Raw genomic sequence first — 26,854 nt, 5'->3', positions numbered from 1 at the left:
GGCTTGGACGGTCGGCCCCTTGTCTCCCGCCCGCGCGGTCCCGCAGGCCGCAAGCCCCAGCACACACAGCGCCGACAGGGCCGTACGGCCGAGGAGGCTGCTCTTCTTGGCAAGTCGTCTTCTCATGCCCGAAGTCTCGACGCGATCAAGGCGCCGGGCATGAGTACTCCTACTCAAAGCGGGCCAGAGTAAAGGGAGTCGGCCCTTCCAGCTTCCAGCCGCCGGCGACCGTCGGGTCCTGACCACGGTGATCCGCGTGCCGGAGCCAGACGGGACGTCCATCGTCGTGAAGGCGCTCATTGGCGACGACGAGGTGAGCGCGGACCTGGACGACATCCGCGCTGTCCCGGACGAAGCTCGGCATCGAATCCGGAGACCTGACCCGGCAGACGTACACGGGCACGATGGCCGCTCAACGTGGCCGGCATCCCGAGTGACAGGGTCTCCGGATCACGGACCTACGCGACGGCCGGTGTGATGAACACCGCACCGGCCGTCCGCGGAGACCGCAGGTGTCAGAGCTGGCCGGACTCGGCGATGGTGATCTTCGCCGAGGTCGCGCCGCTGCCCGAGCCGAGCGACTCGATCTTCCTGACGACCGCCATGCTGGCCTCGTCGGCGACCTCGCCGAACACCACGTGCTTGCCGTCCAGCCAGCCCGTCACGATCGTGGTGATGAAGAACTGCGAGCCATTGCTGTTCGGGCCGGCGTTGGCCATCGACAGCAGGCCCGGACGGTCGTGCTTGAGCTTGAAGTTCTCGTCGGCGAACTTCTCACCGTAGATGCTCTTGCCACCCGTGCCGTTGCCCCGGGTGAAGTCCCCACCCTGAAGCATGAAGTCCGGGATGACCCGGTGGAAGGACGACCCGGCAAAACCGAAGCCCTTCTCGCCGGTGGCCAGCGCGCGGAAGTTCTCCGCGGTCTTCGGGACGACGTCCTCGAAGAGGTTGAAGTTGATACGGCCGGCGGGCTCGTCGTTGATGGTGATGTCGAAGTAGACCTTGGTTGTCATGGTCCTATCCTGCACCCTCGCGCTTGAGCTGCCGTAATTGTGCCGTCGGTGCGTTGTGCCCACGCCCCTGCCGCTCACTGCGCCGGGACATCGAAGGGCATCGCTTGTGCAGGTAGATCGTGATTCCGCCGGCGGAGGACGAGACCTTGTCGTGCTCGTCGTAGGGCTCACCGACCATGATTGCCCGGTCACATCGTCCGCAGATCACCGTGACGCCCCCTCTTCCAGACCGCTTTCCAGATGTCGTGCAGCGGTCGGGCCGCCGGGCACATCTGACCCGGGGCTCTGCGACAGCGGTAGCAGTCGACGCAGTGAACGACCAGAGCGTCGAACGCGTCGACAACCTCACGGGCTGTTTCCGCACCCATCAGCATTGCTCCGTCCGTGGGCCGTAGTGCGCTCCGACCGCCGCATGGAGCGCCTGACGCAACTGACCCGCCGGTGTGAACAGGCGATCAGGGAGTGGCGGCACTGCCCAGTGCAGGTGCATTTCCTTGGCGTCGAGGGGTGGGACGACGATGTAGGTGGCGGTTCCGCACACGGTCGTCTCTCGTACGTTCCACCCGGTCGTCGATGACGGCTTGGCCAGGAAGTAGTGAATACGGCTCCACGGATCGCAGATCACTGCCCCTGATGCGTCACCGAGCAGGGTCAGCGCTGTCCGCCCAAGAGTCTGGCCGGCCCGGATCGCGTCGAAGTGCGTACCTGCCTCAATGTGCCAGACCGTTCCCATGGGCGGCAGCCATGGCAGATTCCCCTGTGGTCGAGCGATGCTCATGCTGCCCTTGACGAGGGTGGGCGCGAGCGGGATCGCCTCGGACATCCGTGTTCCCATCTGCTGGTCCCATCGTGTCGGACAGATGGTGGAGGTCCGCAAGGGGGGCAAGTACCCCAGTGAGGGGTACCCACGGGGGTTCAGTTCGCGGCACACCACTCGGCGAAGCCTGTGAGAGCCTCCGAGTCGGCCCGCTTCAACCGACGTAGTGTGGCGGCGTCTTCACGGACCCAGGGGTGTTCTCGCGTGTGCTGTGGCGCGATCCGGCGGGCGGCTTTCAGGGAGTCGAACGCGTGATCCGCGAGACCGGCCCATAGCTGCGCTCGGGCCAGTTCGATGTAGAAGCCGGAGCGTCGTTCAGCCGGCAATTCGGCGGGTGGCTTCCAGCCTTGTGCGGCTGTGAGGGCACGATCGACGTGGTCGTTTCCGAGGCTGACGGCCACGGACACTTCATGGATGCGGACGGTGTCGGGTCCGAATGCCGTGCCGAGGTAGACGGACTCGGGCACCTGGTCCGCGAGGGCCCGAGCTTCGGCGAGGTGGATTGCCGAGCCTGTGGCGTCCCGCGCCCGCCCGGCGATGACCGCGGCCCTCATGTGGAGAGCGCCCCTCGCCGCGATGGCCGGCACCGTGCTCGGGACCGGCGCCGAGTCGATGGCGTCCTCGAGCGTGCGCAGCCCGGAAGCATGAGCGTGTGCGGCGAAGAAGATCTCCGTACGCACGTAGGCGACGGTCGTGGCCAGGAGGGGATCGTCGGCGTCGGGGGCGGCCCAACGCATCAGTTCGACGAGACGCGCGGACAGATCGTGCGCACCGAACTTGAAAGCCACGGCGTCCGCCGCACGGTAGGCCGTCACCAAGAGTGCCGCCGGCTCGCGCCGCTCGTGGGCGGCCGCTACGTGATAGGCGCGAGCAAGTTCGGCGAGCAGGTCGGGGAGATCGCGGACGATGCGCGTGTACTGGGCTGCAAGGCGCCAGCGAACGACTTCGGCGACGGCGGCCCGAAGCTCGCCGAGGGTGCGGACCGGACCGTCGTCCGGGACGTCGTAGGCGGCGATCACCGCGGAGAGAGCGGGCAGTGCCTCGCGCACGCGGGCGTGCACGGGTCCGCGGTCGACGCGCAGGCGGCTCGGATCGACACCGAGAGCCGCCGCGAGGGCTTCCAGCGTGACATCGGTGACGCCGCGCTCGCCTCGCTCGATCTTGCGGATGGTGCCGAGGGCGACGCACGCGGAGTCCGCGAGCTGTTGCTGTGTCATCTTCGGGCGCATGACGCTGCGGTAGTAGGCGAGTCTCCTGCCTACCCCACCGTCGGTGTGAGCGGACATCCAGGCTCCAGTACGAGTCGTCTGCTTCGAACCGTACTCGAGCGGCAACGCAGCGTGTTCACGAATGACTTCGCTGGTCGTGATCGGTGAGATCAGTTCGTGGTCCTCAGCTCGCGACGAACGTGGTGAGCTGAGTGAGGTGTTCGATCCGCCAGTCGGCCGCCGCCCTCAACTCCGGGTCGTCCGCCCATAGATGGCCCCACGGCCCGCGACGGATGTGCGCCGCCCGCAGGCCGGCGGCCTTCGCCGGGAAGATGTCATTGGCCGGGTGATCCCCGACGTACACCGTCTCGCTCGGTGCGGCCCGGGCCACTTCCAGAACCCGCTCGAAGAACTCCGGATGCGGCTTCGCCACGCCCCAGTCCCCGGACGTGACCACGAGGTCGACGGGCAGATCGAGGTCGCGCAACAACTCCCCGGCACGAGAGGTCTGGTTCCCGGCGACGATGACCCGGACACCGAGCTTGCGCAGTCCTGACAGGGCCGGACGCACATCGTCGTACAGATCCGTCTCGTCGAGGAACTCGCCCCGGCCGGCCGCCTCACGGGCGTGGTACTCGGCTGCCACGTCGATGCCGGGGCGAGCCAGCCGTAGGGCGTCCGCGTTGTCATGGCCTTGCGCGACGACGGCTCCCACGAGGGCGGAGAGGGTGTGGCGGGGGATGCCCAGCCAGTCCGCCCAGGAGTGCCAGTAGCGGTCGTCGCGGGTGAGGGTCTCGCCTACGTCGAGGACGATGGTTTCAATCACTTTGGGGAGCCTACGAGGTCATGCTCTGGAGCCAGAGAGCTCGGGAGCCTGTCGGCCATTGGATTGCATGAGGCATGGCCGGCCGCGTGGTGCTGCTCCGTGTCGGGTACCCCACGGTCAGCCGCATTTCACTGATTGCGTACGCCCACGAAGAAGCCCACTTGAGGGTCGTCTGGTGCGCCGACGAGCAACGTGCGGTCCAACAGGATGTTGTTGTGCTCGCAAGTCGTCTCGGGGAAGCACCACGTAGGCGTGGCAGGCGGCGAGGTCGGTTTCGCTGGTGCTGGATAGTTGGATTCGACGCAGATCGTGTCACGCCTCAGTGGCCTGCTGGTGGAGGCATCGTTGGCGCGCGCATGCCCGGCGCAGGTCGTGCTCCTGGTGGCGTGAGGTGTGGCTTGCGCAGCGACGTTTACGCGGGAGACTGGTGCCATGTCCCCGTCCGCATCGTCCCCGTCGGTCTCCGCGCGTATGAGTCGTCAGGTGTCCCGTGACACTCAGCCGGAACTGGCCGTACGCCGACTATTGCACGCGGACGGCCTGCGGTATCGGGTGCACTACCCCGTGCCGGGTATGCCGCGGCGAAGCATGGACATCGCCTTCAGCAAGTTGAGGATCGCCGTGTTTCTCGACGGCTGCTACTGGCATGGCTGCCCGGACCACGCCACGCATCCGCGGGCCAATGCGGAGTGGTGGCGCGCGAAGCTCGACCGGAACATCACGCGTGATCGCGAGACGACCGACCACCTGACTGCCGCCGGCTGGGCGGTGCTGAGGTTCTGGGAGCACGAGCCGGTCGATGACGTCGTCCACCGGATCGAGGCCGTAGTGCTGTCCCGTAGATCGGCTTCAGGCGGTTTTTGATCCGTGCTGTCCGTATCGGGCCGCGCACTGTTCCCAGTACACGCGATTTGGTGCTTCCGCGTGGGCTTGGTGAAACCCGGGGCTCCGCACCGGATTGAGACCATGATTCCGAGTATCAGGACGTGTCTTACGCAATATCGTGTAGATGTTGTGTGCACGGGGCGCGTCCCGGCGCGCTTCGAGGGGTCTGTGCCGCGGATGGGCTGGTCGGCGAGGCGCAGCGTCTCGTAGTCCGATTGGCTCCAGCGAACAGAAACGGGGAACGTCGACTCTCATGACCGACGAACTCGACGGAATGTACGACACGTTCAGGGCACTGCTCGATTCGTTTCCCCCGGCGGAAGCAGTCAAGCGACTGGAGCAGTTCGGCATCCCTGCGGAGATCGTGCAGCAGATCCGTGAGCGGCACGAGCAACAGACGATCCGTATCAAGGAGCTCGAGGAACCGCACGCGGTGATCCTGGGCAATCGCGACACCTGGTATACGGGACCGCATGCCAAGGACAAGTGCTGGCCGGCGGTCGCGGACCAGCTGCGCAAGGACGGTTGGCCCGAGGACCCCGCGATCAGGAGCCTCGACGACTCCTCGACTCGTGTGGTCTCGCTGCTGAACCATCCGAAGGAGAGGGACTTCTCCACACGTGGACTGGTGGTCGGCTACGTGCAATCCGGGAAGACGACCAACTTCACGTCCGTCATGGCGAAGGCCGCAGACCGCGGCTACAAGCTCTTCATTGTCCTGGCCGGCATCCACAATGGACTCCGCCGCCAGACCCAGGCGCGTCTCGTGCAGCAGCTTGTGGAGCCGAACCCCTCGCTGTGGTCGCAACTGACCGGGCTGGAGAAAGACTTCACCCCGCAGGAGAACCCGGCCTCGTATTTCGGCAAGAGCAACAGGACCCACGTGCTGTGCGTGGTCAAGAAGAACGCGACGGTCCTGCGCAAGCTCGCCAAGTGGCTCGAGAAGGCTTCGACCTACCTCGAGGACTGCCCCGCGCTGATCATCGACGACGAGGCCGACCAGGCCACCGTGGCGACGAAGTCGATCAATCCGCTGATCCTGAACATCATGAGCCACCTGCCCAGGTCGGCGTACGTCGGATACACGGCGTCCCCGTTCGCGAATTTGCTGATCGACCCGAGCGCCGAGGACCTCTATCCCAAGGACTTTGTCGTCAACTTGCCCCAGCCCGCCGGGCACTTCGGGACCGAAGTCCTCTTCGGCCGCTACGCCCTCGACGGTGAGGACCCGGAGCAGGTCGACGACGGACACGACATGATCCGCTCGGTACCCAAGGACGACATTCCAGCCGTGCGCCCCGGGACCAGGGCCGATGTCGAGGGCTTCGAGCCCGTCATCACGGACACCCTGCGACGGGCCGTCGAGTACTTCTGGCTGGTCACCGCCGCCCGGCGCGTGCGCGGCACCGGTAACTCGCACAACACGATGTTGATCCACACCAGCGTCAACACCGCGGTCCACAACAGTTTCAAGAGGCCCCTGGAATTTCTGCGCAAGCGGGCCACGCAGTCGTTGGGGAGCCCCGACTACCTCTCTGGGCTGCGCGCCTTGTGGGACACGGAGACCGAACGCGTCCCGGCCGAGGACTTCGGCGAGACGAAGGTGCCGTTCGAGGAGCTGGTTCCGCAGCTGCCCGGGGTGCTCGACAGTTGTCGCGTCATCATGGACAACTCCAGTAGTGAGGACCGGCTCGACTACGAGAACGGCCCGGTCGTCGCGATCGCCGTGGGCGGCAACACCCTTTCGCGAGGACTCACCCTCGAAGGGCTGTCAGTCAGCTACTTCGTCCGTTCGGTCTCGGCGTACGACACCCTGCTCCAGATGGGGCGCTGGTTCGGATTCCGCAACGGGTACGCCGACCTGCCGAGGACCTGGATGACCGACGAACTCGCCGAGTGGTTCCGGCACCTGGCCACGGTCGAGACCGAGATGCGCCGCGACATCGACATCTACATGACCGAGGACGAGGACCCGCTCACCTTCGCCGTACGCCTGCAAACACACCCCGCCCTTCGTGTGACTGCGGCTGCCAAGATGCGCGACGCCGTCGTGGCAGCTTCTTCGTACGGCGGCAAGCGGGTCCAGACCCGGTACTTCCACACGGACGGGGAGTGGCTGCGCGGGAACATCGACGCGGCGCGCACGCTGGTCGCTGCCGCTGTCGCCAACACACACCGCGTGGAGGAGCGTGCTGCGGAGGGACGCTACGTGTTCCGCGACGTGCCGCACGACTTCGTGCTCGATTTCCTGTCGAACTACCAGTTCCACAAGAAGTCCACGGAGAACGACGCCAAGCTGATCAGCAACTACATCCGTAAGCGGGTCTCCGACGCCGGCTCGCTTGGGCGCTGGAATGTCGCCATTGTGGGCAACCCCGCGGGGAAGGGTCAGGACTTCGCCTTCGCGCCCCACGTGACCGTCGGGCTGAACAATCGTGCCCGCCTTCTCCTGTCCAACCCCGACCCCGACTTCGCCGACATCAAGACGCTGATGAGCCGCAGGGACGCGGCAGTTGACCTCGCCGGGGACATCGGAAAACTGACTGAGAAGGGGATCAAGGAGGAGCGGCGCAAGCAGCTCCCTGACGCCGGTCTGCTTGTCCTGTACCCGATCGACAGGGTGTCCGAGCCCGACCCGTCGAAGAAACTCCGTGCGCCGCTCGACGCGGCGGAGCACGTGATCGGCGTCGGCCTGGTCTTCCCCGAACCGCGGAACGGCGACAGCACCGTGAAGAGCTACATCTCCGCCGACTTGTCCAACGTGCGCATCGAAATCGAGGAGGAGGACTACAGCCTCGTCGATGGTGAGGACGTATGAACGAGGACGAGTTCCGCGGCCTCGTCGAGCAGCGCTGGGCCGCGCTGGAGGTCGAGCAGAGCACGGGGGAGCGTCGCCTGCGGGTAGCGGAACTTTCCGTCTCCACGAGCAGCGGCCCCTTGGCCGTGGCTGTCGACCACGACGGACACCGCCATCTCCTGGTGCCGATCCACTCACACATGAAGGTGCGCACCGGACTGGACGGGCCGGTGCTCCGGCTGCGCAAGCGTCCATTGGAGGATGCGGAGACCTACCAGACCTACGCGGATCTGGGCTGTCTTCGTGACGATCTCAGAGACCTGTTCACCGAGCTGTGTGTGGACGTGTTGATGAAGGCCGTCGAGGTGCCCGACAACCCCGTGAAGGCGTTGTACCGCGTTATCGACCGCTGGAAGTCCCTTTTCCGGGCCCAGGGGCCGCCGCTGGGCCCGGATGAACTCGCCGGGCTCTTCGCCGAGTTGATAGTGCTGAACCGTCTCCTCGCCAAGGACCCGAGTGCCCACCGGATCTGGCATGGGCCGGAGGGGCACTGCCACGACTTCTCGGCGTCAATCAACGCTGTCGAGGTGAAGGCAAGCACCGGCAGCGAGGGCCGGCGTCCACGGATTCACGGGCTCGACCAGCTCGAAGCCCCCGCCGGTGGAACGCTCTTCCTGGCCTGGTTTCGGCTGCGCCGCACCACAACGAGCGGCATGGGAACCCGATTCGTGGAGTCGGTGGACGAGGCTCTTCGGTTGAGCGACGACGAGGGAACCCTTCTCGAACTGCTCGCGAGGGCCGGCTACCGTCTTGCCGACGCCGATCTCTACGAGGACGTGTGTTTCGCGATCGCCGAGGAGAGATGGTACCGAGTCGACGCGGGCTTCCCGGGGTTGACCGGCGCAGTTCTTACTGCAGCCGGCGTTCCCGTGTCCGTCCTGGACTTGGAGTACACCATCGACCTCTCCGGTGACAGTCCGGCGCCGCTGGCGCCCGCGCAGGTTTCCCGGATGATCGAGAACCTGGTTCAGGAGCCCGCGTGACCGAGCCTCGTTGGTTCTCCCAGCCCTATCCACCGGAAGGCGCCAGCGCCGCCGAAGGCATCCGCAACCAGCTCGGACGCCCAGAGCTCGACCTGCTCACCATCCTGGTGCGCGAGTCCGCCCAGAACAGCTGGGACGCCCGGATCGAGGGATGCCCCGAGCCCGTCGACTACCGCATCGACATGTGGACGGTCGGTCCGGCACACGCCGGCGCGTGGCGTGAGCTACTCCTCGACGGCGCACCCATGAGCGCGGAGCACTTCCCGCTGCGCGAGGCGCTCAAGCGCCGTCCCGCCCGAGTGCTGGCGGTCTCCGACCGCGGTACCCGAGGACTGGGCGGCCCCACACGCGCCGACGACGCCATCGGCCCCGAGCGCGACTTCGTCTCCTTCATTCGCAACATAGGGGAGCCACGTGACACGGCACTCGGCGGTGGCACGTACGGGTTCGGCAAGGGCATCTTCTACTTGCTGTCGCAGTCCGGAACCGTCCTCGTTCACTCCCGATGCCGCATGCCGCAGGGCAACTATGAGACTCGGCTCATCGGCTGCACCCTGTGGAAGAGCTACGTGGCCCAGGAGGGAGACGGGGAGCGCCGATACACAGGCCGCCATTGGTGGGGCGACACCTCAGGAGACGTCGTTGAACCGTTGGTCGGCCCGGCAGCGGAGACCGCTGTCCAACAGCTGGGGCTTCGAGCATTCGCACCGGAGGAGACCGGGACGACCATCGTGGTCATCGACCCCAACCTGGACGAGCTCGAACCGACCGTAGCGGCCGACTACTTGGCCGAGACCATCGCGTGGCACCTCTGGCCGAAGATGATCTCCGTGGAGGGCAAGGGCCCGACCATGCGCTTCTCGGTGGCCTGCGACGGCGTCGATCACCCCGTGCCGGATCCCCGGCACACCCGTCCTCTGAACATGTTCGTCGCCGCGTACGAGAAAATGACGGGGCCCGACGGCAGCGATCTGGCGTGCCGCAAACCAAGGCAGCATCTCGGGCGACTCGGGCTGGAGAAGCGGATCATGCCGTCGCTGGAGCCCACGCGCGCCTCGCGCATGCTCGACATCGAGGACCTCGTACACCATGTGTGCCTGATGCGTCCTGCGGAGCTTGTCGTCACCTATCACGCAGGGCCGAAGCCGCCGAGTGTGAACCAGGGCTACGCCGGGGTCTTCCGTGCGGACGAGGCCATGGACGAGGTCTATGCGAAAGCCGAGCCGCCCACGCACGATGCCTGGCACCCGCAGTCGCTGGACAGGCCGCAGAGCACCTTCGTCAGGACGACGTTCCAGCGCATCGGCGAGTCGCTGAACGACCTGCTGTCCCTGACCGGGGGCGTTCGCTCCGGTGCGAGCAACGTCGCGTTGGGCGCGGCCAGTTCGTTCTTCTCTGGGTTGGTGGGCGGAGCCTGGGGCATTGGGGGGGCCACGGCCTATTCCAAGCCGGGCAGCACCGCCACGCGTGCCTCGCAGCAGGAGGAGAGCTCACGCCGTTCGGCGGGCAGCACCGCCGCGAAGGGTGCAGCCTCCGGTCGGGAAGAGGGATACGCCTCCGGCGGCATGACAGATTCTGGTGCGTACGGGGCGTCGTACCGAACGGGGAACGGCGAGACGGGCACCGTTCGGCGGCGCCCGCGCGTGCAGTATGTGGGAGAGCCGTACTACGAGGATCGCGGCGACGACGAACTGCTCGTCCAGGATTTCCGCCTGCCCGTGGATGGTCCGCAGCGAGTCCGCATCGACTTGGCCGTCACCCTTCCCGGAACGGGCGGGCGTGAGACCGATCCGCCGATCGGGGCGAGCATGCCCTTGCTCGTCGGCTGGGAGGATGGTGACGGCCGTGTGCACACAGTCGACACGTGTGTCATCGACGGTGGCGAGAGCGTGTGGCGTGCGCTCGTACGTCCGGCTCCGGACACCATGACCGAGATCGGTATCAAGGTCGAGGCGGTGAAGGAGTCGTGACCCGCCGAGTTCTCCCGTACCGCGTCCCGTCCACGGATGTCGTCACCAACGAGCCGTGGCTGCTGGTGACCGACGACGGCGAGATCCCGATGCCGGAGGCGTTGCCGGACTGGGACTACCAGATGGACCTGCACCTGCGCAGGACCATCTGTGTCGATCTCGATCGTGCGCGCTCCCAGTCGGGCCTTCCGCCCGATGCAGCGCTGACCCTCGCCGTGGTGTGGACGGCCACGGGCTCCAACCTCAGCGGGCCAGCAGAACATGCACGGTTGGACGACAGTGGCGTGATCACCGCGGAGTTCGACATCGTCCTGCGTGGCGCGGACCTCGGAGGCCTGCTCGTACTGGACACCGCTCTGGTCCTGGCCGAACGTCGTCCCGATGCTCGTCCGTCCTCGCCTCGGCGTGCCGGCTCGGTGTTGTGGAGCGATCGGGAGGAACTGCGTCTGCAGGGCGACGCACCGCAGTTTCCCATGGCGGTGATCGACTTCTCGCTGACGTCGTTCCCCGACAACGCCGCATGGCACCTGCAGATCAGCGGTGGCCTGGAGAACGCCACCATGGGCTCGCTGCTCCTGCTCGTCAACGAGCGGAACGCCATCACCGCCACCGCGTTCGAGAACGCAGGCAAGCCCCGCCCGATCGACCGGGTCGTCCTCTCCGCGGTATACGCGGACGCCGCCCGCATCATGATCGAGCACGCGTTGGCCAACGACGACTTCATCGACGACAGCGACTTCTCGGAGGGTTCGCTCGGCGCGACCATGATGAGTCTTTTCAACCGGCTCTTCCCGGAACAGCTGATCACCGACATTCGTCTGCGCCAACGACAGTCGCCTGCGCTGTTCGCCTCGGATCTGCAGGCGGCGGTCAAGATTTTTGAGGTGTCGTGATGAGCTTCCTCTACCCCCGACTGCTCGCAGAGCAGGCCAAACCGCTCTTCAACGAATACGAGCACTTGTCGATCGCAGACCTCGCCGGTCGCTTCGGCTTCTCCCACGACTCCGCCGTGTATGTGGCCACAGGTGGCGACAGGGTCTCCACCACCCAGCTGCGCGAGTTGCGTGCAGGCGTCGTAGACCTTGCCAAGAGCGCCGGTTTCCCCGACGAGTCGGACCGCACACGCAACGCCGAATTCGACCTTCGGCTTGCCGCTCTGTTGCACGGCGAGATGGGCATGGTGCCTGCCGAAGCGGCCTCTCGGGACGTCTGGGCTTTCCTCGCCCTCGTCGTCCTCCCGGACGTCGCGTTCTGGCGCTACCCCAAGCCGCCGAAGGACCGTGTCCTCGGAACCGACCTCACCCGGCACGTCTTCGGCCGCCTGTGGTGGCGCGCTCAGCTCGTACGCGCCTCCGACGATCCGGAGCCGTACGGCGCTCTCGAGATCCTCGGTGAAGCGGCGTTCGACCAGATCTACGCCCGCCGTGCCGCGCTCGGCGGTAGTCCGCACATGGTTCGCGCGATTCTCCGTGTTTGGAAGGACCTCGATCTCCAGGGCTTGAACGAGCGCGAGACGCTTCGCGACTTCCTCAAGCGGTTGCTCAGACTGGCCCCGTTCGTTCTCTTCGACGGCATCGAGGAGTACGCCCTGGACGACGAGCTGCGGGCGGTCGCTCAGGAATCCGTCGATGCGCAGCGCCGTGCATCGTCGCCTGCCAGGAGCGACGCGACACAGAGCGCTGATGTCAATGCATCGCTTCTCAGCACTCCACAGCAGACGCCGTCGGCGCCGGAGCCCGCCCCGGCCCCGGTCGAGGCCCGTCGCTTCCGTTCCGTCGAGATCTGTGCCGGGTGCGGCGCGCAGGCGCTCGGCCTGGAGCAGGCCGGGTTCGATCCTGTGGTGCTCATCGACAGCAAGGCCGACGCCTGCTTCACCATCGGGCGGAACAGGCCCGAATGGGACACAATCTGCATCGACCTCGTACAGTTCCCGGTCGGTGAGCGCCCGGACATCATCGGCGTCGACCTCCTCAGTGGTGGCCTTCCACGGGTCAGGTCCATGGCCACCGTCGGGCGCGACGAGGACACCGAGGAGCGCAGAGTCCTCCGGGCCGCCATCGAGCTGGCACGCGAGGTGAAGCCGAAGGCCGTGCTCCTGGAGAACGTCCCGGACCTGGCCGAGAGCCCGGAGTTCGAGGCCGATCGGGAATGGATGGGAGCCCAGCTCGGAGAAGTCGGGTATCGCACGACGTGGAACGTCCTCAACGCCGCCGACTTCGGAGTGCCCCAGAACCGCAGGAGCAGCTTCATGGTCGCCATGCCGGAGCCCTACTTCTCGCGGTTCTCCTGGCCCGAGCTGGATGGCGGGTCGCCCCCGACAGTTGGCCAGGTGCTCGGTCCGTCCATGTCCTCACGGGCCTGGCCGGCTGCAGAGGAGTGGATCAAGGGGGCCGACCGCATTGCGCCCGCGATCGTCGGCGGCTCCGACCGCAGGGGTGGCGCCGACCTGGGCCCCACCGGTAGTAAGAAGGCGTGGGCGGCGCTGGGTGTGAACGGCAACAGCCTTGGCGACGAGCCGCCGGGCGCTGATTTTCCCCCGGGGGAGATGCCCAAGCTGACCGTCGAGCAGGCCGCATTGATTCAGTCGATCCCCGAGGAGTGGCTCTTCGTAGGGGGCAAGACATCTCGCTATCGACAGATCGGCCACGCCATGCCACCGCCACTTGCCACTGCTGTGGGACGTGCCATCGCAGCAGCCCTACGGAGCTAAGATCACGCCATGCATGAGTACCGCCCCGACGATCTCAAGATGATCACTGTCCTCGACCTGTTCTCGGGCTGCGGTGGTTTTACGCAGGGATTTCACGAGTTCCGGCCCGAGGGGGCGGAGGGCGGTGGGCCAGTTTTCCGAAGCATTGCGGCAGTTGAGCACAACGCGGCAGCGGCTGCCACGTACGCAGTCAACTTCGGTAGGGGACGGCTCGACAAGCGGCTTCCGGCCGCTCGGGTTCATTTTGGGGACATCGAGAAGTGGGAGCCGACCGAGGACGATCTGCACGCGGATGTTGTGGTCGGAGGTCCTCCCTGTCAGGGCTTTTCAGCCTTGAACCGGAACAAGAAGGGCGCGGAGCGCAACCGCCTATGGGAGGAATATGTCCGGATTGTCGCGAGGGTTCGTCCCAAGATCTTCGTGATCGAGAACGTCGATCGCTTCCTCAAGTCGGATGAGTTCCACAACCTGCTGAGCGAGGTCGACGAGGGTGGCAAGCTGGCGGAATACCGGCTGGTTGATCCTCCGGGGCACGTACCTGCCGACTCGGAGGAGCAGAAGAACAAGCGCTACCTCCTCAATGCGGCGGATTACGGTGCGGCCCAAGCGCGCCGACGCACCATCGTCATCGGTGTCCGCCGAGACATCGACAATGGTCATGCGATGTCCTACCCGGCACCGATGCGCAGGCGCCGCCCGAAAAACGGCGTGGATGTCGCTGCGCAGACGCTCGATGGTGTCGGTGCGGAACACGGCTATTGGAAAGCCGTGGACGGGATCTTCGAAGAGTCCGAGAAGCTCCCGCTCTCGGGGACCGAACTCCCCGGTGGTGAGGAGTACATCGAAGATATCAGCGCGGAAGTCCCGGGCATCTTCACGACCGATGATCTCCACTTCCGGCGTCAACCGAAACAACTCTCGGTCGCGCGCTACCTTGCGATCCCTCATGGTGGGAATCGCAAGAACCTGGAAGGCAAGTGGTACACGGTGCACGAAGACGGTGTCTTCGAGTTCTACACCGAGCCGAGTCCTGAGGGTGTGAAGACTGCCGTTGAATACCTCTCAACCGAGAGCTGGGACAATCACACGACTGGCGCCGGCGACGTCATGGGACGACTCCGTCTCGGTGAGCCCTCCGTCACCATCCGCACCGAGTTCTTCAAACCAGAAAAGGGCCGCTACCTCCACCCTACGGAACCTCGGCCCATCACCCATTTTGAGGCCGCCCGAATCCAGGGATTTCCTCGTGAGTTCCGTTGGTGCGGCTCGAAGACCGAGATTGCGAAGCAGATTGGAAATGCGGTTCCGATCCCCTTGGGGATGGCCGTCGCTTCGGCCATTTATGACTGCCTGCGGCATTAGGGTCTACTTCGGCAGCGAATGCGTGGTGCGTGCTCGCCATCTGGGACGGCGGTACAGGCGCATTCTGGAGGAGAAAGTTGAGACGCAGTAGCGGGTTCCCGCTGAACTGTCTCACCAGCGATCAGGAGATCGTTACGGGCGTGAAGGTGTTCCTGTGCCCGCCACGCTCCAACGGCGCGGCCGACGCGCCTCACCGCAACGGCTCACCTGGCTCCGCCCGCCGTTTTCCAGCACTTCCCCGCGGCCAACTGGGACAGCACCTCGCAGAGGCCATTCCCCAACGGGTTGTCCGTTCAGAGCGCCGCCTTGGCGTGAATAACCCGGACTCGCCGAAGAATGCCCATAGAGAACCTCGCGACGAATGCGGCGCGTTCCAAGTCCCCACTAACTAAGCCAATTGCTCAGATAGAGCAACTGAATGATCATGCCGGCACAGAGTCAGACCCGGGTGAATCTTGCTCGGCCCAGATACACGTCACACAAACGCCCACACAGCGATTCCCACCCCGAACAGACACAGCCCCACCCCGCTCCACAAACTGGAAACAGGCCCAGCCGTCCCCCGCGTGCCCGCCACCACCATCCGCCGCGGATCCTCCGGGTCGTACCGGACCGTCACCGGCAGCCCGACCTCCAGCTCGGGCACGTACGCCGCGTTGAGTGGGGCCCGGCGGTAGGTCTGATTCGTCGGGCCCGCCTGGTAGCGGACCTGGGCGGGGTGGACCACGGGGCCCTCGCGGCGGGGGCCTCGGGCCACCTCGCCCTGGGGGCGGGTGCCCCGTACGCCGAGGAGGCGCAGGCCTCGGCGGTTATAGGCGGCTACGTGGATGATCTTCAGGCCGGTGCCCAGCCAGAGGGTGGCGAAGAGTAACGCGACCGTGAGGCCTGGCTGGGACATGTCCGGCTCCCCGTGGCTCCGCTATGCCTGCGTGCCGTGGCATTCCCCATAAACCCGCCCCGACCCGCACCAGCAGACCGCCCCCCGCTGCGGAGGCCAGGCCACCGCGCGCCCCCGGGCCGCCAATGTCGTCGCGTACTGCGGCAGCAGCGCCCCGTCGCCGGGTGACGCGCTCTCCGAGGCGGCGAAGGCCTCGTACGAGGGGACGGTGCCCGTCACGATGCCCAGGTTCGGGGTGCCGGAGGCGGCCAGTTCCCTCAGGGAGGCCTCTATGGTCGCGAGGTGCTCCTCGTGGGAGGGGTAGTCCTCCGCCAGCGTCGGGTACGCCGTGATCAGTTCCGTCAGTTCGGCCGACGGCCAGTGCAGGACCGCGACCGGGAAGGGGCGGGACAGGGCCTCGCGGAAGGAGCCGAGCTCCGCCCTCAAGCGGGAGATCTCCGCCGCCAGTTCCGCGGGGTTGTCCGAGCCGAGGGACCAGACGCGCTTGGGGTCGTGGAGTTCGTCCAGGGGGACCGGGGACGTGTGGAGGGTGTCCGCGAGCATGTCCCAGTCGTCGTGGCCCGCGCCCAGCATGCGGCGGACCCGGTGGCGGCCGAACAGCAGAGGGTGTGTGGAGTACGGCGGCTCCTGCACGTCCGCCAGGAGCAGGCGGGTGCCCTCGGTGAACGTCTCCTGGGCCGCCTCCAGCTCGTCGTGGGCCTCCAGGGCCTCCGCCACGATCACCCAGGGCGCCGGGTCCCGAGGGGACGCCGCCCGGACGCCCTCGATGATGGCGCGGGCCTCCGCCTCATGGCCGTACTCCCAGAGGTTCGACGCCTTGAGGGCTCGTACCAGGAAGGGGTTCTCCAGGCCGGTCTGCGATGCCAGCAGGCTGTCGTAGAGGGCGGTCGCCGCGGGGCGGTCGCCGGCCAGTTCCAGGTGGGCCGCGGCCTGCAGGAGCAGGGCCTCGGCGTCCTCGGGATACCGGTCGGCGGTTCGCTCCAGGCGTGCCGCTTCGGCGGTGTGGTCGACGTTCTCGGCAGGCGTGTCGGGGCGCATGGGGGACACCGTACTGCCGATGGCTTAACGAGGAGAGATATACGCAGGCCAGGACACGTGACGGAGCCCGGGCCCGCCCCGCTGGCCGCCGGAGTGGATGAAGATGGTGGGCAACGGCAACGGCGACGGCAACGCCAGAACAGCTGCACAGCGATACGGGGGCGCGTGATGACGGTAACCGGGACGGATACGAAGAACCCGCGGTCCTCTGTACGGGCGCGACTCGTGGGCGTCCTGCTCGTCCTGCTCTCCCTCATACCGGCCGTCGGCTCCTGGCTCGTGTTCTCCGCCTGGCTGCCCTCCGACGTCGAGCGGTATCAGGAGTACCGGGCCGCCCAGCCGTGCCCGGACCGGTCGACGGCAACGGCGGCGGAGGAGGACTGCCTGCTCACGGTCCCCTTCACCGTCGAGCGCACGAGGAACGAGCCGGGCAGGAGAAGCGGCAGCTACACCGCGACCCTGGACGGCGCCCCCGTCTGGAGCGGAACCGTGTCCTTCGGCGACCCGGACCCCGTGCTGGAGCGGCTCGCGCCGGGCGACCGGATCACCGGCACCCTCTGGCGGGGCGAGGTCATGACCGTGGGCAAGGGGGAGCTACGGCAGAACACCGCGGACGCGCCCCGTGACGAGCCCCAGATGACGTACGCCATCGGCACGTTCCTGGGGCTCCTCGCGGCGCTGGGGCTCGGGTTCGGCGCGGTGCGCATCGCCCGGCCCCGCGGTCACGAGCCGTTCACCTGGCGGCCGTTGGGGAAGACGCTGCTGATCGTCATGACGGCCGCCTGTGCCGGCGTGGGCCTGCCGGCCGTGTGGATCGGCGTTCCGTCGTGGATCGTGCCCGCCGTCGTCGTACCGATCGTCGCGGTCACGGCCTGGCAGCTGCACCGGCACCTGCGGCCGACCGCCGCCGGTGCCCACTCGCCCTCTCCTGCCGAACAGGCGTGAAGCAGCGGGACCGGCCCGTCGGCCGGCCCCGCTCCGGTCCAGCCCGCTTCCTCAGATCGTCACCCCGTCGATCTGAATCGTCTGCACCGCCTTCGCCGCGAACGGCACCGCCACCGACTTCCCGCTCACATACGTGTCCGAGTACGCCTTGTACGCGTCCCCGCCCGTCGTCACCGTGTTCCAGCGCGGTACCAGGCCGCCCGTCCCGCCCGTCACCGTGGTGAAGTTGGAGAGGTTGAAGGTCAGGGTCTGGGCCGAGGTCGAGGTGTTGAGGGCCACGATGACGAGCCGCTTCGCCGTCGCGTCGTACGCCGCCGTCGCATAGCTCACGCCCGTGTCCAGGATGCGCATGCCGGGGCGGATGTGGCGGCTGAACTGGGCCAGCACGTAGTACTTCCGCTCGACCGCGCCTGCCTGCAAGGTGCTCGCGTCGTACTTGATCACGCCCCAGCCCGCGCTCGGGTCCATGACCTGCCAGTAGACCCAGGCCGTCGGGTGCAGCCAGCGGAAGTCGTAGAGGAGGTTGAAGGCCATGTTGTAGCCGGTGCCGTCGCTGTCGCCGGTCTCCGAGTTCCACAGCTTCTTGCCGGCCGTCGTCACCACGTCCGTGTAGAGCAGGTCCCTGCGGCCGGCGGAGCCCTGGTAACCGTGCACGTTGACCTGGTTGACGTACCCCTTCGTCGTGGAGCTGAAGGAGTTCCAGGTGGTGCGGGCGAGGTCGTAGCTCGTCTCGTCCGAGGCCGAGATCCGCACGCCCGACAGCCCTCGGCTGTTCAACTCGCTGCGCATGTACGGCAGTACGGCCGTCTGGACCGCCGAGTCCATGTGACAGCCCTCCTGGGTGCCGGTGGCGGTCCACCAGGACGACGAGGGCTCGTTGAAGGGGTCGACCGTCGCGAAGTTCACGCCCCAGTTGTTCTTGGCGTAGAGGGCGACGGCGGCGAGGTGGGAGGCGTGCTGGCGGTAGTTCCAGGTCTGGAGGTTGTTGCCGCCGCCGGAGGCGCCCGAGGGGTTGTGGTTGGCGCACATCCACCACATCGGCGAGTTGGCGAACAGCTCCGTCGTCGCGCCGCGTGCCACCGCCTTCGTCAGCATCGCGCGCTGGGTGGCGTCCGCAGTCCAGTCCCAGGCGGAGGACGTGGGGTCCTCGTTGTTCCAGTCCTGCCAGTAGCCCTCGATCTGCTTGAAGGCGGGGATGTTGGCGGAGGCCACCATCGACTGCCCGCCGACCGAGTTCCAGCTGCATGCGCCCAGGTTGTAGCGGGCGATGTTCATGCCGAGGCCGGGGAGCGACGTGCCGTTGTAGGTCGTCGACTTGGTGGTGAAGAAGAGGTCGGCGAAGTCGTCCCTCGCGCCGAACACGTTCGCCCACCACGCGAGGGACGTGCCCCAGCCCTCCCAAGTGCCGTACGACGTGCCGGGGGTGACGGCGATCGTGGCGTCCGCGCGTGCGGTGCCCGTCGCCAGGGCGCTGCCGAGGAGGGTGCCTCCTGCGGCTGTCAGCAGCGTTCTGCGTCGGATCATGGCTGTCCTGTCCGCCTCTCCGTGGGGCCCGACCGCCTGTCCCTGAACGGGCGGTCGGGCTGAAGACGTAGTGGCTCGCCCTTCGGGCCCCCCGCGTGCCATCACGAAGCATCGGGTGTGGTGGGCGGGGTTGTCGAGATGCGTGACAGCGCTTTCTTTCTGTCCGGCTTTCTATTTTTCCAACGGTTATCAGAAGGGGTAGCGGTTAGTGAGCGAGGTGGATACCGGCGGTCAGTAGCGATACGTCGGCAGCAGCGTCGCGATCCGTATCAGCACCGCCGCCAGTGCGCCCGCCCACAGCAGCACGCCCAGCCACATCCCGAACACCGCCGTCCTGTAACGCTCCGGGGTGTCCAGCGCCGCCGTGCCGGGGACCCCCGGCGTGTGGATGATGCGGACCACCGCGCCCTCCGACAGCCGGTGCGCGCCCGGTCCCGCGGCGACGACCGCGTGCTCCTGCTCCTCGCCGTGCTCGTCGGTCCAGCGCACCACCGGATGCAAGGAGGGATACGTCCCCTCCCGGGACGCGGTGTGACCTGTCACGACCGCCTCCGCACGGCGGCCGACGCGGCGCAGCACATGCTCGGTGAGGGCGACCCGTGCCTCGTACGCCGTGAGGAGGAGGCCGCAGAGGAACGGGATCAGGGTGAGGAGCCAGTACTTACTCATGGCCGACGAGCTTATGGGGCTGGTCACTTGAGGTGGCAGCGCTTATCGTGCGGGCCCGGTGAAGGCGGCGTACACGGGCGGAGGGCGGTGTACGGCATGCGGGTCCCTGTCGTGGGGCACGACACCCGGCGTCGGCGTGCCCGTCGCCGGCGCGCGCTGTGGACGGGCGGTGAACTCCTCGTCACCGTAGGGGTCGTACTCCTGCTGCTCGTCGTCCATCAGCTGTGGTGGACCAACCGTGAGGCACGGCGTGGCGCCGAGCGGAAGGTGGAGGCGCTGGAGCGGGAGTGGGACACCGGGCGGGAGCCGGCCATCGGCCCCAGCCCACAGAGCACCGACACCGGGGCCGCCGGCGCCCCGAACACCGACACCGGCCGCCGGCAGCCGCAACAGTCCACCACCCGTTCCCGGCAACCCGGTTGGTCCCAGGCCTACGCCGTCCTCACCATCCCCCGCCTCGGCCTCCGCGTCCCCGTCGCCGAGGGCGTCAGCAAGCGGGACGTCCTCAACAGGGGGTACGTCGGCCACTACCCTGGCGCCCAACAGCCGGGCCAGGCAGGCAACTTCGCCCTCGCCGGGCATCGCAACACCCACGGCGAGCCCTTCCGGTACATCAACCGGCTCGCGCCCAAGGACACGCTCCAGGTCGAGACCAGGGACGCCGTCTACACGTACGCCGTCGACAAGACCCTCGCCCAGACCTCGGCCCGCGACTCGGGAGTGCTCCGGCAGATCCCTCGCTCGACGGTCCACCCCAGCCACGGCTACACAGCTCCCGGCTACTTCATCACCCTGACCACCTGCACCCCGGAGTACACGTCCCGGTACCGCCTGGTGGTCTGGGGCAAGCTGGTCTCGATGCGCCCCCGTTAGTACACGTGCCGCGCGCCACTCCTCACCGCACGCCCCACTCCTCGGCCGGGACGCAGTCGTACAGGGTGTGGGCCCAGTCGTTGGGCCTGCCGAAGACCACCCGCGTCAGCAGCACGTCCCCGGCCCGCTGCGGACGCGGGTTCATTCCCAGCTCCTGCGAGCCGACATCGCCCTCGGTGGTGAGCTCGAGGTCCCTGCCGGTCTTCTCCAGATGGACGGTGAGCTCGGCCGCGAGCTCCGAGGGCGGCCGGCCGATCAGCCGGATCCCGTCGTAGGTGACCTGGGGTCCGGACAGGGCGTCGACGGCGATGCAGGTCAGCCCCATCGACTCGACGTAGTAGGCGACCACGTCCGCTCCGTACGCCGGGGTGCCCACGCCACGGAACCGCGTGCGCAGCTGCTGAAATCGGGCGAACCTGGTGATCTCCGTGGCGGCGTCGGAGGCATAACCTCTTGCCTCCATCGCGACGGCCGCCTCCTCCGGGCTCATGCCGAAGCGCAGGGGGCCGACCCGTTCGAGCGGGACGTAGTCCCACTGCGCTCGCTCGGACTCGGCGGTCACGGCCCACGGGTCCGGCCACATGACGAGCACCTCCCGTCGGTCGAACGCCGCCGCCCCCGCCTGAAGCCCAAGCCGCTGCTGGAGCCGGTAGTGACCGATCAGGTATAACCGACACAGGTACGAATGACGTACCTCGTCCGGTGAGCGAGGGGAGGGGTGGCCGATGATCCGCGGTCCGCGCCCCGCCGTGCCCCTGCTGCTCCTGTTCCTCCAGGTCGTACTCCTCGACACCGGAAGCCTCTCCGCCACCGTCGCCCTCGCGGCGACCGCCGCGGCCGGCTCCGCCTTCGCCGCCTGTTCCCTGCTCGTCGCACGCTGCGCACCCGCCGTACCGCCCACCCGGGTCCGTACGGCCATCCGCGACCGCGCCCGCCGCACGGCCTTCCTGCCGCAACGCGACCCCGATGCCAAGGGCCGCACCAGGCCCCGCGCACCCGGACACGCCCTCCTGACGACCGCCGCGTAGGGGCACACACCTTCTTTTTCGAATCATCCCGAAGCACTCCGAGGCTCTCTGAGAGCACTTCCCGGGTGTTTGTGAGAGGTGACGCCGACCTCGCGCGGGTCGTCATGCCGCACATCCCTTCCCGGATCGCCGTATCCGGGTTCCCGGCACTGACGAGACCCCCGGAGGGCTCACCCATGACCGTCTTCGCCACCCTGGTCGAGCATCTCGCCGACCTCCTTCAGCCGCTGCTCGGCGCATCCGCCGCGGCCGGCGCGATCGTCCTGTTCACCGCGCTCGTACGACTCCTCGTGCACCCCCTGTCCCGCGCGGCGGCGCGCGGGCAGAAGGCCCGTACCGAACTTCAGCCGAAGATCGCCGAGCTGCGGAAGAAGCACGCGAAGAACCCCGAGAAGCTCCAGAAGGCCGTACTGGCACTGCACGCCGAGGAGAAGGTCTCCCCGCTGTCCGGCTGTCTGCCGAGCCTGTGCCAGCTGCCGGCGTTCTTCCTCCTCTACCACCTGTTCTCGAACACGACCAACCCGCTCCTGACCCATCAGCTCTTCGCCGCACCCCTCGGCAACCACTGGGCGGACGCGCTCGGCGACGGCGGTGCCTTCGGGGGAGCGGGGCTCGTGTACGTCGGACTGTTCACGCTGGTCGCCTGTGTCGCCGCCTTCAACTTCCGCCGCACGAAGCGGATGATGGCCGCGAATCCGGCCGTACCAGTGATCGACGGGCAGCCGATGGCGGGGATGGGGGCGATGAGCAAGGTCATGCCGTTCATGTCCTTCTTCACGCTCTTCACCGTGGCGGTGGTGCCGCTGGCGGCCGCGCTGTACGTCGTCACCAGTACGACGTGGAGCGCGGTGGAGCGGGCGGCGCTCTACCGCTGATCAGCCCGGGCCTCGGTCCAGTCCGTGAACCGGGTATTGCGGACTGGACGCCGACCTTGGAGGATCGACCAGTCATCCGATGGCTGCACCCATGGGATGGCGCCCCGCGATCGAGGGAGATTGTGATCATGAAGCTGCTGCGAGTCGGTACGGCGGGAGCGGAGACGCCCGCGCTGCTCGACGCCGACGGGACGCTGCGGGACCTGAGCGGTCTCGTCCCGGACATCGACGGAGCGCTGCTCGCCGACGACGCGGCGCTCGGGCGGATCCGCACGGCCGCGGAGGCCGGCGAACTGCCCGCGCTGGACGCCACCGGGCTGCGCGTCGGACCGCCGCTCGCCCGGATCGGCAAGATCGTGTGCATCGGCCTGAACTACCACGACCACGCCCGCGAGACCGGCGCCGAGCCGCCCGCCGAGCCCGTCATCTTCTTCAAGGCCGCGGACACGGTCGTAGGCCCTCACGACACCGTCCTCGTGCCACGCAAGTCCGAGAAGACCGACTGGGAGGTCGAGCTGGCGGTGGTCATCGGACGGACGGCCCGCTACCTCGACTCGGACGAGGCGGCGCTCGCGCATGTCGCCGGGTACGCGGTGGCGCACGACGTGTCCGAGCGGGAGTTCCAGATCGAGCGGGGCGGGACCTGGGACAAGGGCAAGAACTGCGAGACGTTCAACCCGCTGGGTCCGTGGCTGGTCACGACGGACGAGGTACCGGACCCGCAGAACCTGTCGCTGAAGCTCTGGGTCAACGGGGAGCTGAAGCAGGACGGGACGACGGCCGAGCAGATCTTCCCGGTGGCGGAAGTGGTGCGGTACGTCAGCCAGTTCATGACGCTGTACCCCGGTGATGTGATCAACACGGGGACGCCGGCGGGGGTGGCGCTGGGGCAGCCGGAGCCGAAGCCGTTCCTGCGGGCCGGGGATGTGGTCGAGCTGGAGATCGAGGGGCTCGGACGCCAACGGCAGGAATTCAAGAACGCGTAGACGCTCCGCTGGGAGAGCCGGGGAACTGCGGCTTGTACGTCGGCTGCGGGCCGTTCGTGGCTGGTCGCGCAGTTCCCCGCGCCCCCGGGTGGGTGCAGTGCTACCTGGTCCGTTTGGTCAGGAACTCCTCCAGCGCCTCCACCACGAACTTGTGGTCCTGGAGCTGGGGCAGACCGCTCACCGTCACGGAACCGATGACCCCCACACCCTCCACGGTGATCGGGAACGAACCGCCGTGGGCCGCGTACTCGTCCGCGTCGAGACGGGAGGACTCCTCGAAGGTGGTGCCCTTGGCGCGGAAGCGGGCGCCGACCAGATAGGAGGCGGAGCCGTAGCGCTCCACGACGCGGCGCTTGCGGTTGATCCAGGCGTCGTTGTCCGGGGCGGAGCCCGGCAGGGCGGCGTGGAAGAGCTGCTGGCCGGCGCGGTGGATGTCGATGGCGACGGGGGCCTGGCGCTCACGGGCCAGCTCCACCAGCAGGGAACCCAGGGCCCAGGCGTCGTCATTCGTGAACTGGCGGAAGACCAGACGGCGTTCCTGTGCCTCCAGCTCCTCGATGGGCGGGGTCAGTTCCGGATGGAACTTCGGGGTCAACTCGCCGCGCTGCGTCACAGCTTCACCACCACTCCGTCGTGGGCCGAACGGCGGGCCGCCTCGAGCACGTCGAGGGCGGCGGCCGCCTCCAGTGCGGTCACCGGGTTGGGACCGCCGTCGAGCAGGGCCTTCGCCACGGCCGCATAGTAAGCGGGGTAGTCGCCGGCGAGGGTGGGTTCGGGCCGACCGCCACCGGTCAGCGGGGACTCACCGGCACCGACCCGCCCCCACAGCGACTCGGGCTCCAGCCCCCAGCCCTTGCCCTCGGCCGGCCGCTCGCCGTCCTTCAGGGCCGCCTCCTGGGGGTCGAGGCCGTACTTCACATAACCGGCCTGCGAGCCCAGCACCCGGAAGCGGGGCCCGAGTTGGGCGGTGGTGGCCGTCGCGTACAGCTGGGTCCGCACCCCGCTCGCATGGGTGAGCGCGAGGAAGGTGTCGTCGTCGACCGAGGCACCGGCGCGCCGGATGTCCGACTCGGCGTACACCGAGGTGACGGGACCGAAGAGGACGAGTGCCTGGTCCACGAGATGGCTGCCGAGGTCGTAGAGCAGACCTCCGATCTCTGCGGGGTCACCGGACTCCCGCCACCCGCCCTTGGGCTGCGGCCGCCACCGCTCGAAGCGGGACTCGAAGCGCCAGACGTCCCCCAGCTCACCGTCGGCGAGGAGCTTTCGAAGCGTCAGGAAGTCGTTGTCCCACCGCCGGTTCTGGAAGACGGAGAGGAACAGCCCCCGCTCCGCGGCGAGCGCGGCCAGCTTCCGCGCCTCGGCGGCGGTGCCGGCGATCGGCTTGTCGACGACGACCGGGAGACCGGCCTCGAGGGCGGTGGTGGCGAGCGTGACATGCGTCTTGTTGGGAGAGGCGATGACGATGAGATCCAGCCCGCCGGCCGACTGCTCGAACAGCTCGTCGGGCGTGGCGGCGACGCGTACGTCCGGGAACTCGGCGCGGGCCTGCTCCTGGCGCTCGGGGTTCGAGGTGACCACCGTGTCGAGGACGAGGCCCTCGGTGGCGGCGATCAGCGGGGCGTGGAAGACGGAGCCCGCGAGGCCGTAACCGATGAGGCCCACGCGGAGAGGGGCAGCAGCCGTGCCAGTCGTACCAGTCATGCCTCCCACTTTGGCAACGCTGTTGCCAAAGTGCAAGCGGTAGGGAGAATGGTGGCGTGGACAGGACGAAGAAGTCGGCGAGCGGCGGGCGCCCGGTGACGGCCGGAGTGAACCTGCTCGGGCTGCGCAGCCACAACACCGCACTGGTGCTGGACCTGCTGCGCACCGCGGGAACCGAGGGCATCAGCCGTCTGGAGCTCGCCGACCGCACCGGCCTCACCCCCCAGGCCGTCAGCAAGATCACCGCCCGGCTCCGTGAGGAGGATCTCGCGACGGAGGCGGGCCACCGGGCATCGACGGGCGGTAAGCCCCGAACGGTACTGCGGCTGGTCCCGGAGGCCGGCCACGCACTGGGAGTGCACCTGGACCGGGACGAGCTGCGGGCGGTGCTGGTCGACCTGGACGGGACCGTGGTGGGGGAGCGGTGCGTCGCGATGGACCTGGGGGCGGGCGCGGGGGCCGTGGTGGAGGGGGTGGCCGGCCTCGCCGAGGCGGTGCTCTCGGCGCCGCGGCCGAGATCGGTGCCGAGATCGGTGCTCGGACTGGGGGTGGCCCTGCCCGGGCCCCTCGATCACGGGCGGGGCGTGCTGCACCGCGTCACCGGGTTCCCCGAGTGGGACGGCTTCCCCCTTCGTGACGCGCTGGCGCGCCGGCTCGGCATGCCGGTCGTCGTGGACAAGGACACCAACGCGGCAGCCCTGGGCCTGGCCGTCGGGGACGAGGCCGACTCCTTCGCGTATCTGCATCTCGGTACGGGACTGGGGGCCGGCCTGGTGATCGGCGGCAAGGTGCACCGGGGTGCCCGTACGGGCGCGGGAGAGTTCGGCCATCAGGTCATCCAGCTCGACGGCCCACCCTGCGACTGTGGAAACCGGGGCTGCATCGAGGCCCTGTGCCTGGGAGCCGTGGCCCGGGGAGACACGGAGGCGGCGGCTCGGGTGCTTGGCGCGGGCGCCGCGAACCTGGTCGGGCTGCTCGACATCGACGTGGTACTCCTCGGCGGGCGCACGGTCACCGCGGCGCCGGAGGTGTTCGTACGGGGAGTGCAATCAGCCCTGGACGACCGTGCCCAGGGAAACGGCACCGTGCCCGTACGACTCGCCCCCGCCGGAACCCGGGGCGTGGCCGAGGGCGCCGCCCAACTACTCCTCGCCCCACTGTTCGGCCGGGCAGACGCCTGAACAGACCCGCCGACACGGAGCGGACCACCGTAGAACCGCCATCGACACCTCCGGGCGGGACACACCCGCACCGGCGCACCGCCCCCAGACGGGACGCACCCACGCCCCCGGCGGGGCACCACCCGCACCGGCGCAACGGCGAGCAGGGGACGTACCAGGGGGTGTCCGCCCGCAGCGTCGGGCGACCGACCAACGGCACAGCCCCAACACACAGCACCGCCCCACCGAGGACGGACACCCCCCGGTGCGGCACCACCGCCCCCCGACGAACCGCCATGCGCGACGCGAACCCCACCGAAGCCGCACAGGCCGCCGCGGGCATCCCCCCACCGCCGATCGGGCGGCATTTCACCCCGGCCCGGAGCGGCACCCCCCGTTCCCCACCCCCACCGGTCATGGTCATGTGTTTATGCGGCTGTGCACCCCCGCCACCGCCACCCTCCCCCTAGCCGCGGCAGCCGCCCTCCTCCTCACCCCCCCCCCGGCCCGAGCGGCCCCCGCC

The 26,854-nt window shown here is 68.1% G+C and carries 24 protein-coding genes; 13 read left to right on the top strand and 11 right to left on the bottom strand.

The features are described 5' to 3' along the window. Positions 1 to 515 precede the first annotated feature (515 nt). From TN53_RS35980 to TN53_RS35970, 4 genes are all read right to left on the bottom strand, one after another. On the bottom strand, positions 516 to 1,013 hold the full coding sequence (locus TN53_RS35980; RefSeq protein ID WP_046263016.1) for a peptidylprolyl isomerase: 498 nt from the start codon (positions 1,011 to 1,013) through the stop codon (positions 516 to 518). Between the two features lie 367 nt (positions 1,014 to 1,380). Beyond that, positions 1,381 to 1,836, bottom strand: a complete 456-nt coding sequence (locus TN53_RS47570; protein WP_159038234.1) for a hypothetical protein — start codon at positions 1,834 to 1,836, stop codon at positions 1,381 to 1,383. A gap of 92 nt (positions 1,837 to 1,928) precedes the next feature. Continuing rightward, on the bottom strand, positions 1,929 to 3,116 hold the full coding sequence (locus TN53_RS35975) for a helix-turn-helix domain-containing protein (protein WP_046263015.1): 1,188 nt from the start codon (positions 3,114 to 3,116) through the stop codon (positions 1,929 to 1,931). Positions 3,117 to 3,222: 106 nt separating this feature from the next. After that, a complete protein-coding gene (locus TN53_RS35970) occupies positions 3,223 to 3,864 on the bottom strand; it encodes an HAD family hydrolase (protein WP_046263014.1) in 642 nt (213 codons plus the stop codon). Positions 3,865 to 4,296: 432 nt separating this feature from the next. Here TN53_RS35970 and TN53_RS35965 point away from each other — a divergent pair, with 432 nt between their 5' ends. The 7 genes from TN53_RS35965 (at position 4,297) to TN53_RS35935 (ending at position 14,631) form a co-directional block, all read left to right on the top strand. Continuing rightward, positions 4,297 to 4,728, top strand: coding sequence for a very short patch repair endonuclease (locus TN53_RS35965; protein WP_324609641.1), 432 nt, complete (start codon positions 4,297 to 4,299; stop codon positions 4,726 to 4,728). A gap of 274 nt (positions 4,729 to 5,002) precedes the next feature. Next, entirely contained in the window at positions 5,003 to 7,567 is a 2,565-nt protein-coding gene (locus TN53_RS35960; protein ID WP_046263013.1) for a Z1 domain-containing protein, read from the top strand. Beyond that, positions 7,564 to 8,589: a PD-(D/E)XK motif protein gene (locus TN53_RS35955; RefSeq protein ID WP_046263012.1), complete on the top strand. Its 1,026-nt coding sequence runs from the start codon at positions 7,564 to 7,566 to the stop codon at positions 8,587 to 8,589. The genes TN53_RS35960 and TN53_RS35955 overlap by 4 nt, the downstream gene beginning before the upstream one ends. Further along, entirely contained in the window at positions 8,586 to 10,559 is a 1,974-nt protein-coding gene (locus TN53_RS35950) for a hypothetical protein (RefSeq protein ID WP_046263011.1), read from the top strand. Before TN53_RS35955 ends, TN53_RS35950 begins: the two co-directional genes overlap by 4 nt. Before the next feature lie 65 nt (positions 10,560 to 10,624). Continuing rightward, positions 10,625 to 11,452 (top strand): hypothetical protein, encoded by an 828-nt coding sequence (locus TN53_RS48000; protein WP_199924713.1) that lies wholly within the window; start codon positions 10,625 to 10,627, stop codon positions 11,450 to 11,452. Beyond that, complete coding sequence (locus tag TN53_RS49390) at positions 11,452 to 13,269, top strand: DNA cytosine methyltransferase (RefSeq protein WP_324609640.1); 1,818 nt, start codon at positions 11,452 to 11,454, stop codon at positions 13,267 to 13,269. Before TN53_RS48000 ends, TN53_RS49390 begins: the two co-directional genes overlap by 1 nt. A 9-nt stretch (positions 13,270 to 13,278) precedes the next feature. Further along, a complete protein-coding gene (locus TN53_RS35935; protein WP_046263010.1) occupies positions 13,279 to 14,631 on the top strand; it encodes a DNA cytosine methyltransferase in 1,353 nt (450 codons plus the stop codon). Positions 14,632 to 15,106: 475 nt separating this feature from the next. On the opposite strand, the gene TN53_RS35930 is transcribed toward TN53_RS35935, so the two are convergent. Both TN53_RS35930 and TN53_RS35925 read right to left on the bottom strand, forming a co-directional pair. Beyond that, positions 15,107 to 15,529 (bottom strand): DUF3592 domain-containing protein, encoded by a 423-nt coding sequence (locus TN53_RS35930; RefSeq protein WP_046263009.1) that lies wholly within the window; start codon positions 15,527 to 15,529, stop codon positions 15,107 to 15,109. A gap of 21 nt (positions 15,530 to 15,550) precedes the next feature. Continuing rightward, positions 15,551 to 16,567, bottom strand: coding sequence for an SEC-C domain-containing protein (locus TN53_RS35925; RefSeq protein WP_046263008.1), 1,017 nt, complete (start codon positions 16,565 to 16,567; stop codon positions 15,551 to 15,553). Positions 16,568 to 16,735: 168 nt separating this feature from the next. On the opposite strand from TN53_RS35925, the gene TN53_RS35920 reads away from it, so the two are divergent. After that, positions 16,736 to 17,512 (top strand): hypothetical protein, encoded by a 777-nt coding sequence (locus TN53_RS35920; RefSeq protein WP_234441782.1) that lies wholly within the window; start codon positions 16,736 to 16,738, stop codon positions 17,510 to 17,512. Between the two features lie 51 nt (positions 17,513 to 17,563). Here TN53_RS35920 and TN53_RS35915 read toward each other — a convergent pair whose 3' ends face one another. After that, a complete protein-coding gene (locus TN53_RS35915; protein ID WP_046263006.1) occupies positions 17,564 to 19,036 on the bottom strand; it encodes a beta-1,6-galactanase in 1,473 nt (490 codons plus the stop codon). Positions 19,037 to 19,267: 231 nt separating this feature from the next. Continuing rightward, positions 19,268 to 19,705, bottom strand: a complete 438-nt coding sequence (locus TN53_RS35910) for a DUF3592 domain-containing protein (protein WP_046263005.1) — start codon at positions 19,703 to 19,705, stop codon at positions 19,268 to 19,270. 96 nt (positions 19,706 to 19,801) lie between these two features. Here TN53_RS35910 and TN53_RS35905 point away from each other — a divergent pair, with 96 nt between their 5' ends. Then, positions 19,802 to 20,578 (top strand): class E sortase, encoded by a 777-nt coding sequence (locus TN53_RS35905; RefSeq protein ID WP_046263019.1) that lies wholly within the window; start codon positions 19,802 to 19,804, stop codon positions 20,576 to 20,578. 22 nt (positions 20,579 to 20,600) lie between these two features. Here TN53_RS35905 and TN53_RS45925 read toward each other — a convergent pair whose 3' ends face one another. Beyond that, a complete protein-coding gene (locus TN53_RS45925) occupies positions 20,601 to 21,161 on the bottom strand; it encodes a hypothetical protein (RefSeq protein ID WP_052745369.1) in 561 nt (186 codons plus the stop codon). A gap of 142 nt (positions 21,162 to 21,303) precedes the next feature. On the opposite strand from TN53_RS45925, the gene TN53_RS35895 reads away from it, so the two are divergent. From TN53_RS35895 to TN53_RS35885, 3 genes are all read left to right on the top strand, one after another. Beyond that, entirely contained in the window at positions 21,304 to 21,606 is a 303-nt protein-coding gene (locus TN53_RS35895; protein WP_046263004.1) for a DUF6412 domain-containing protein, read from the top strand. Between the two features lie 176 nt (positions 21,607 to 21,782). After that, on the top strand, positions 21,783 to 22,481 hold the full coding sequence (locus TN53_RS35890; RefSeq protein WP_046263003.1) for a YidC/Oxa1 family membrane protein insertase: 699 nt from the start codon (positions 21,783 to 21,785) through the stop codon (positions 22,479 to 22,481). 128 nt (positions 22,482 to 22,609) lie between these two features. After that, positions 22,610 to 23,467 carry a fumarylacetoacetate hydrolase family protein gene (locus tag TN53_RS35885; protein ID WP_046263002.1) on the top strand — a complete coding sequence of 286 codons (858 nt, stop codon included), beginning with the start codon at positions 22,610 to 22,612 and terminating at the stop codon, positions 23,465 to 23,467. Positions 23,468 to 23,567: 100 nt separating this feature from the next. Here TN53_RS35885 and TN53_RS35880 read toward each other — a convergent pair whose 3' ends face one another. Continuing rightward, a complete protein-coding gene (locus tag TN53_RS35880) occupies positions 23,568 to 24,080 on the bottom strand; it encodes a heme-degrading domain-containing protein (RefSeq protein ID WP_046263001.1) in 513 nt (170 codons plus the stop codon). After that, entirely contained in the window at positions 24,077 to 25,171 is a 1,095-nt protein-coding gene (locus tag TN53_RS35875) for a Gfo/Idh/MocA family oxidoreductase (protein WP_046263000.1), read from the bottom strand. Before TN53_RS35875 ends, TN53_RS35880 begins: the two co-directional genes overlap by 4 nt. A gap of 56 nt (positions 25,172 to 25,227) precedes the next feature. Here TN53_RS35875 and TN53_RS35870 point away from each other — a divergent pair, with 56 nt between their 5' ends. Next, positions 25,228 to 26,352, top strand: a complete 1,125-nt coding sequence (locus TN53_RS35870) for an ROK family transcriptional regulator (protein WP_046262999.1) — start codon at positions 25,228 to 25,230, stop codon at positions 26,350 to 26,352. Positions 26,353 to 26,854 lie beyond the last annotated feature (502 nt).

The sequence above is a fragment of the Streptomyces sp. WM6386 genome, assembly GCF_000972385.1.
GTDB lineage: Bacteria > Actinomycetota > Actinomycetes > Streptomycetales > Streptomycetaceae > Streptomyces.
Note: the sequence above shows the minus strand (reverse complement) of the source record. Positions and strands in the feature narration are given on the sequence as shown.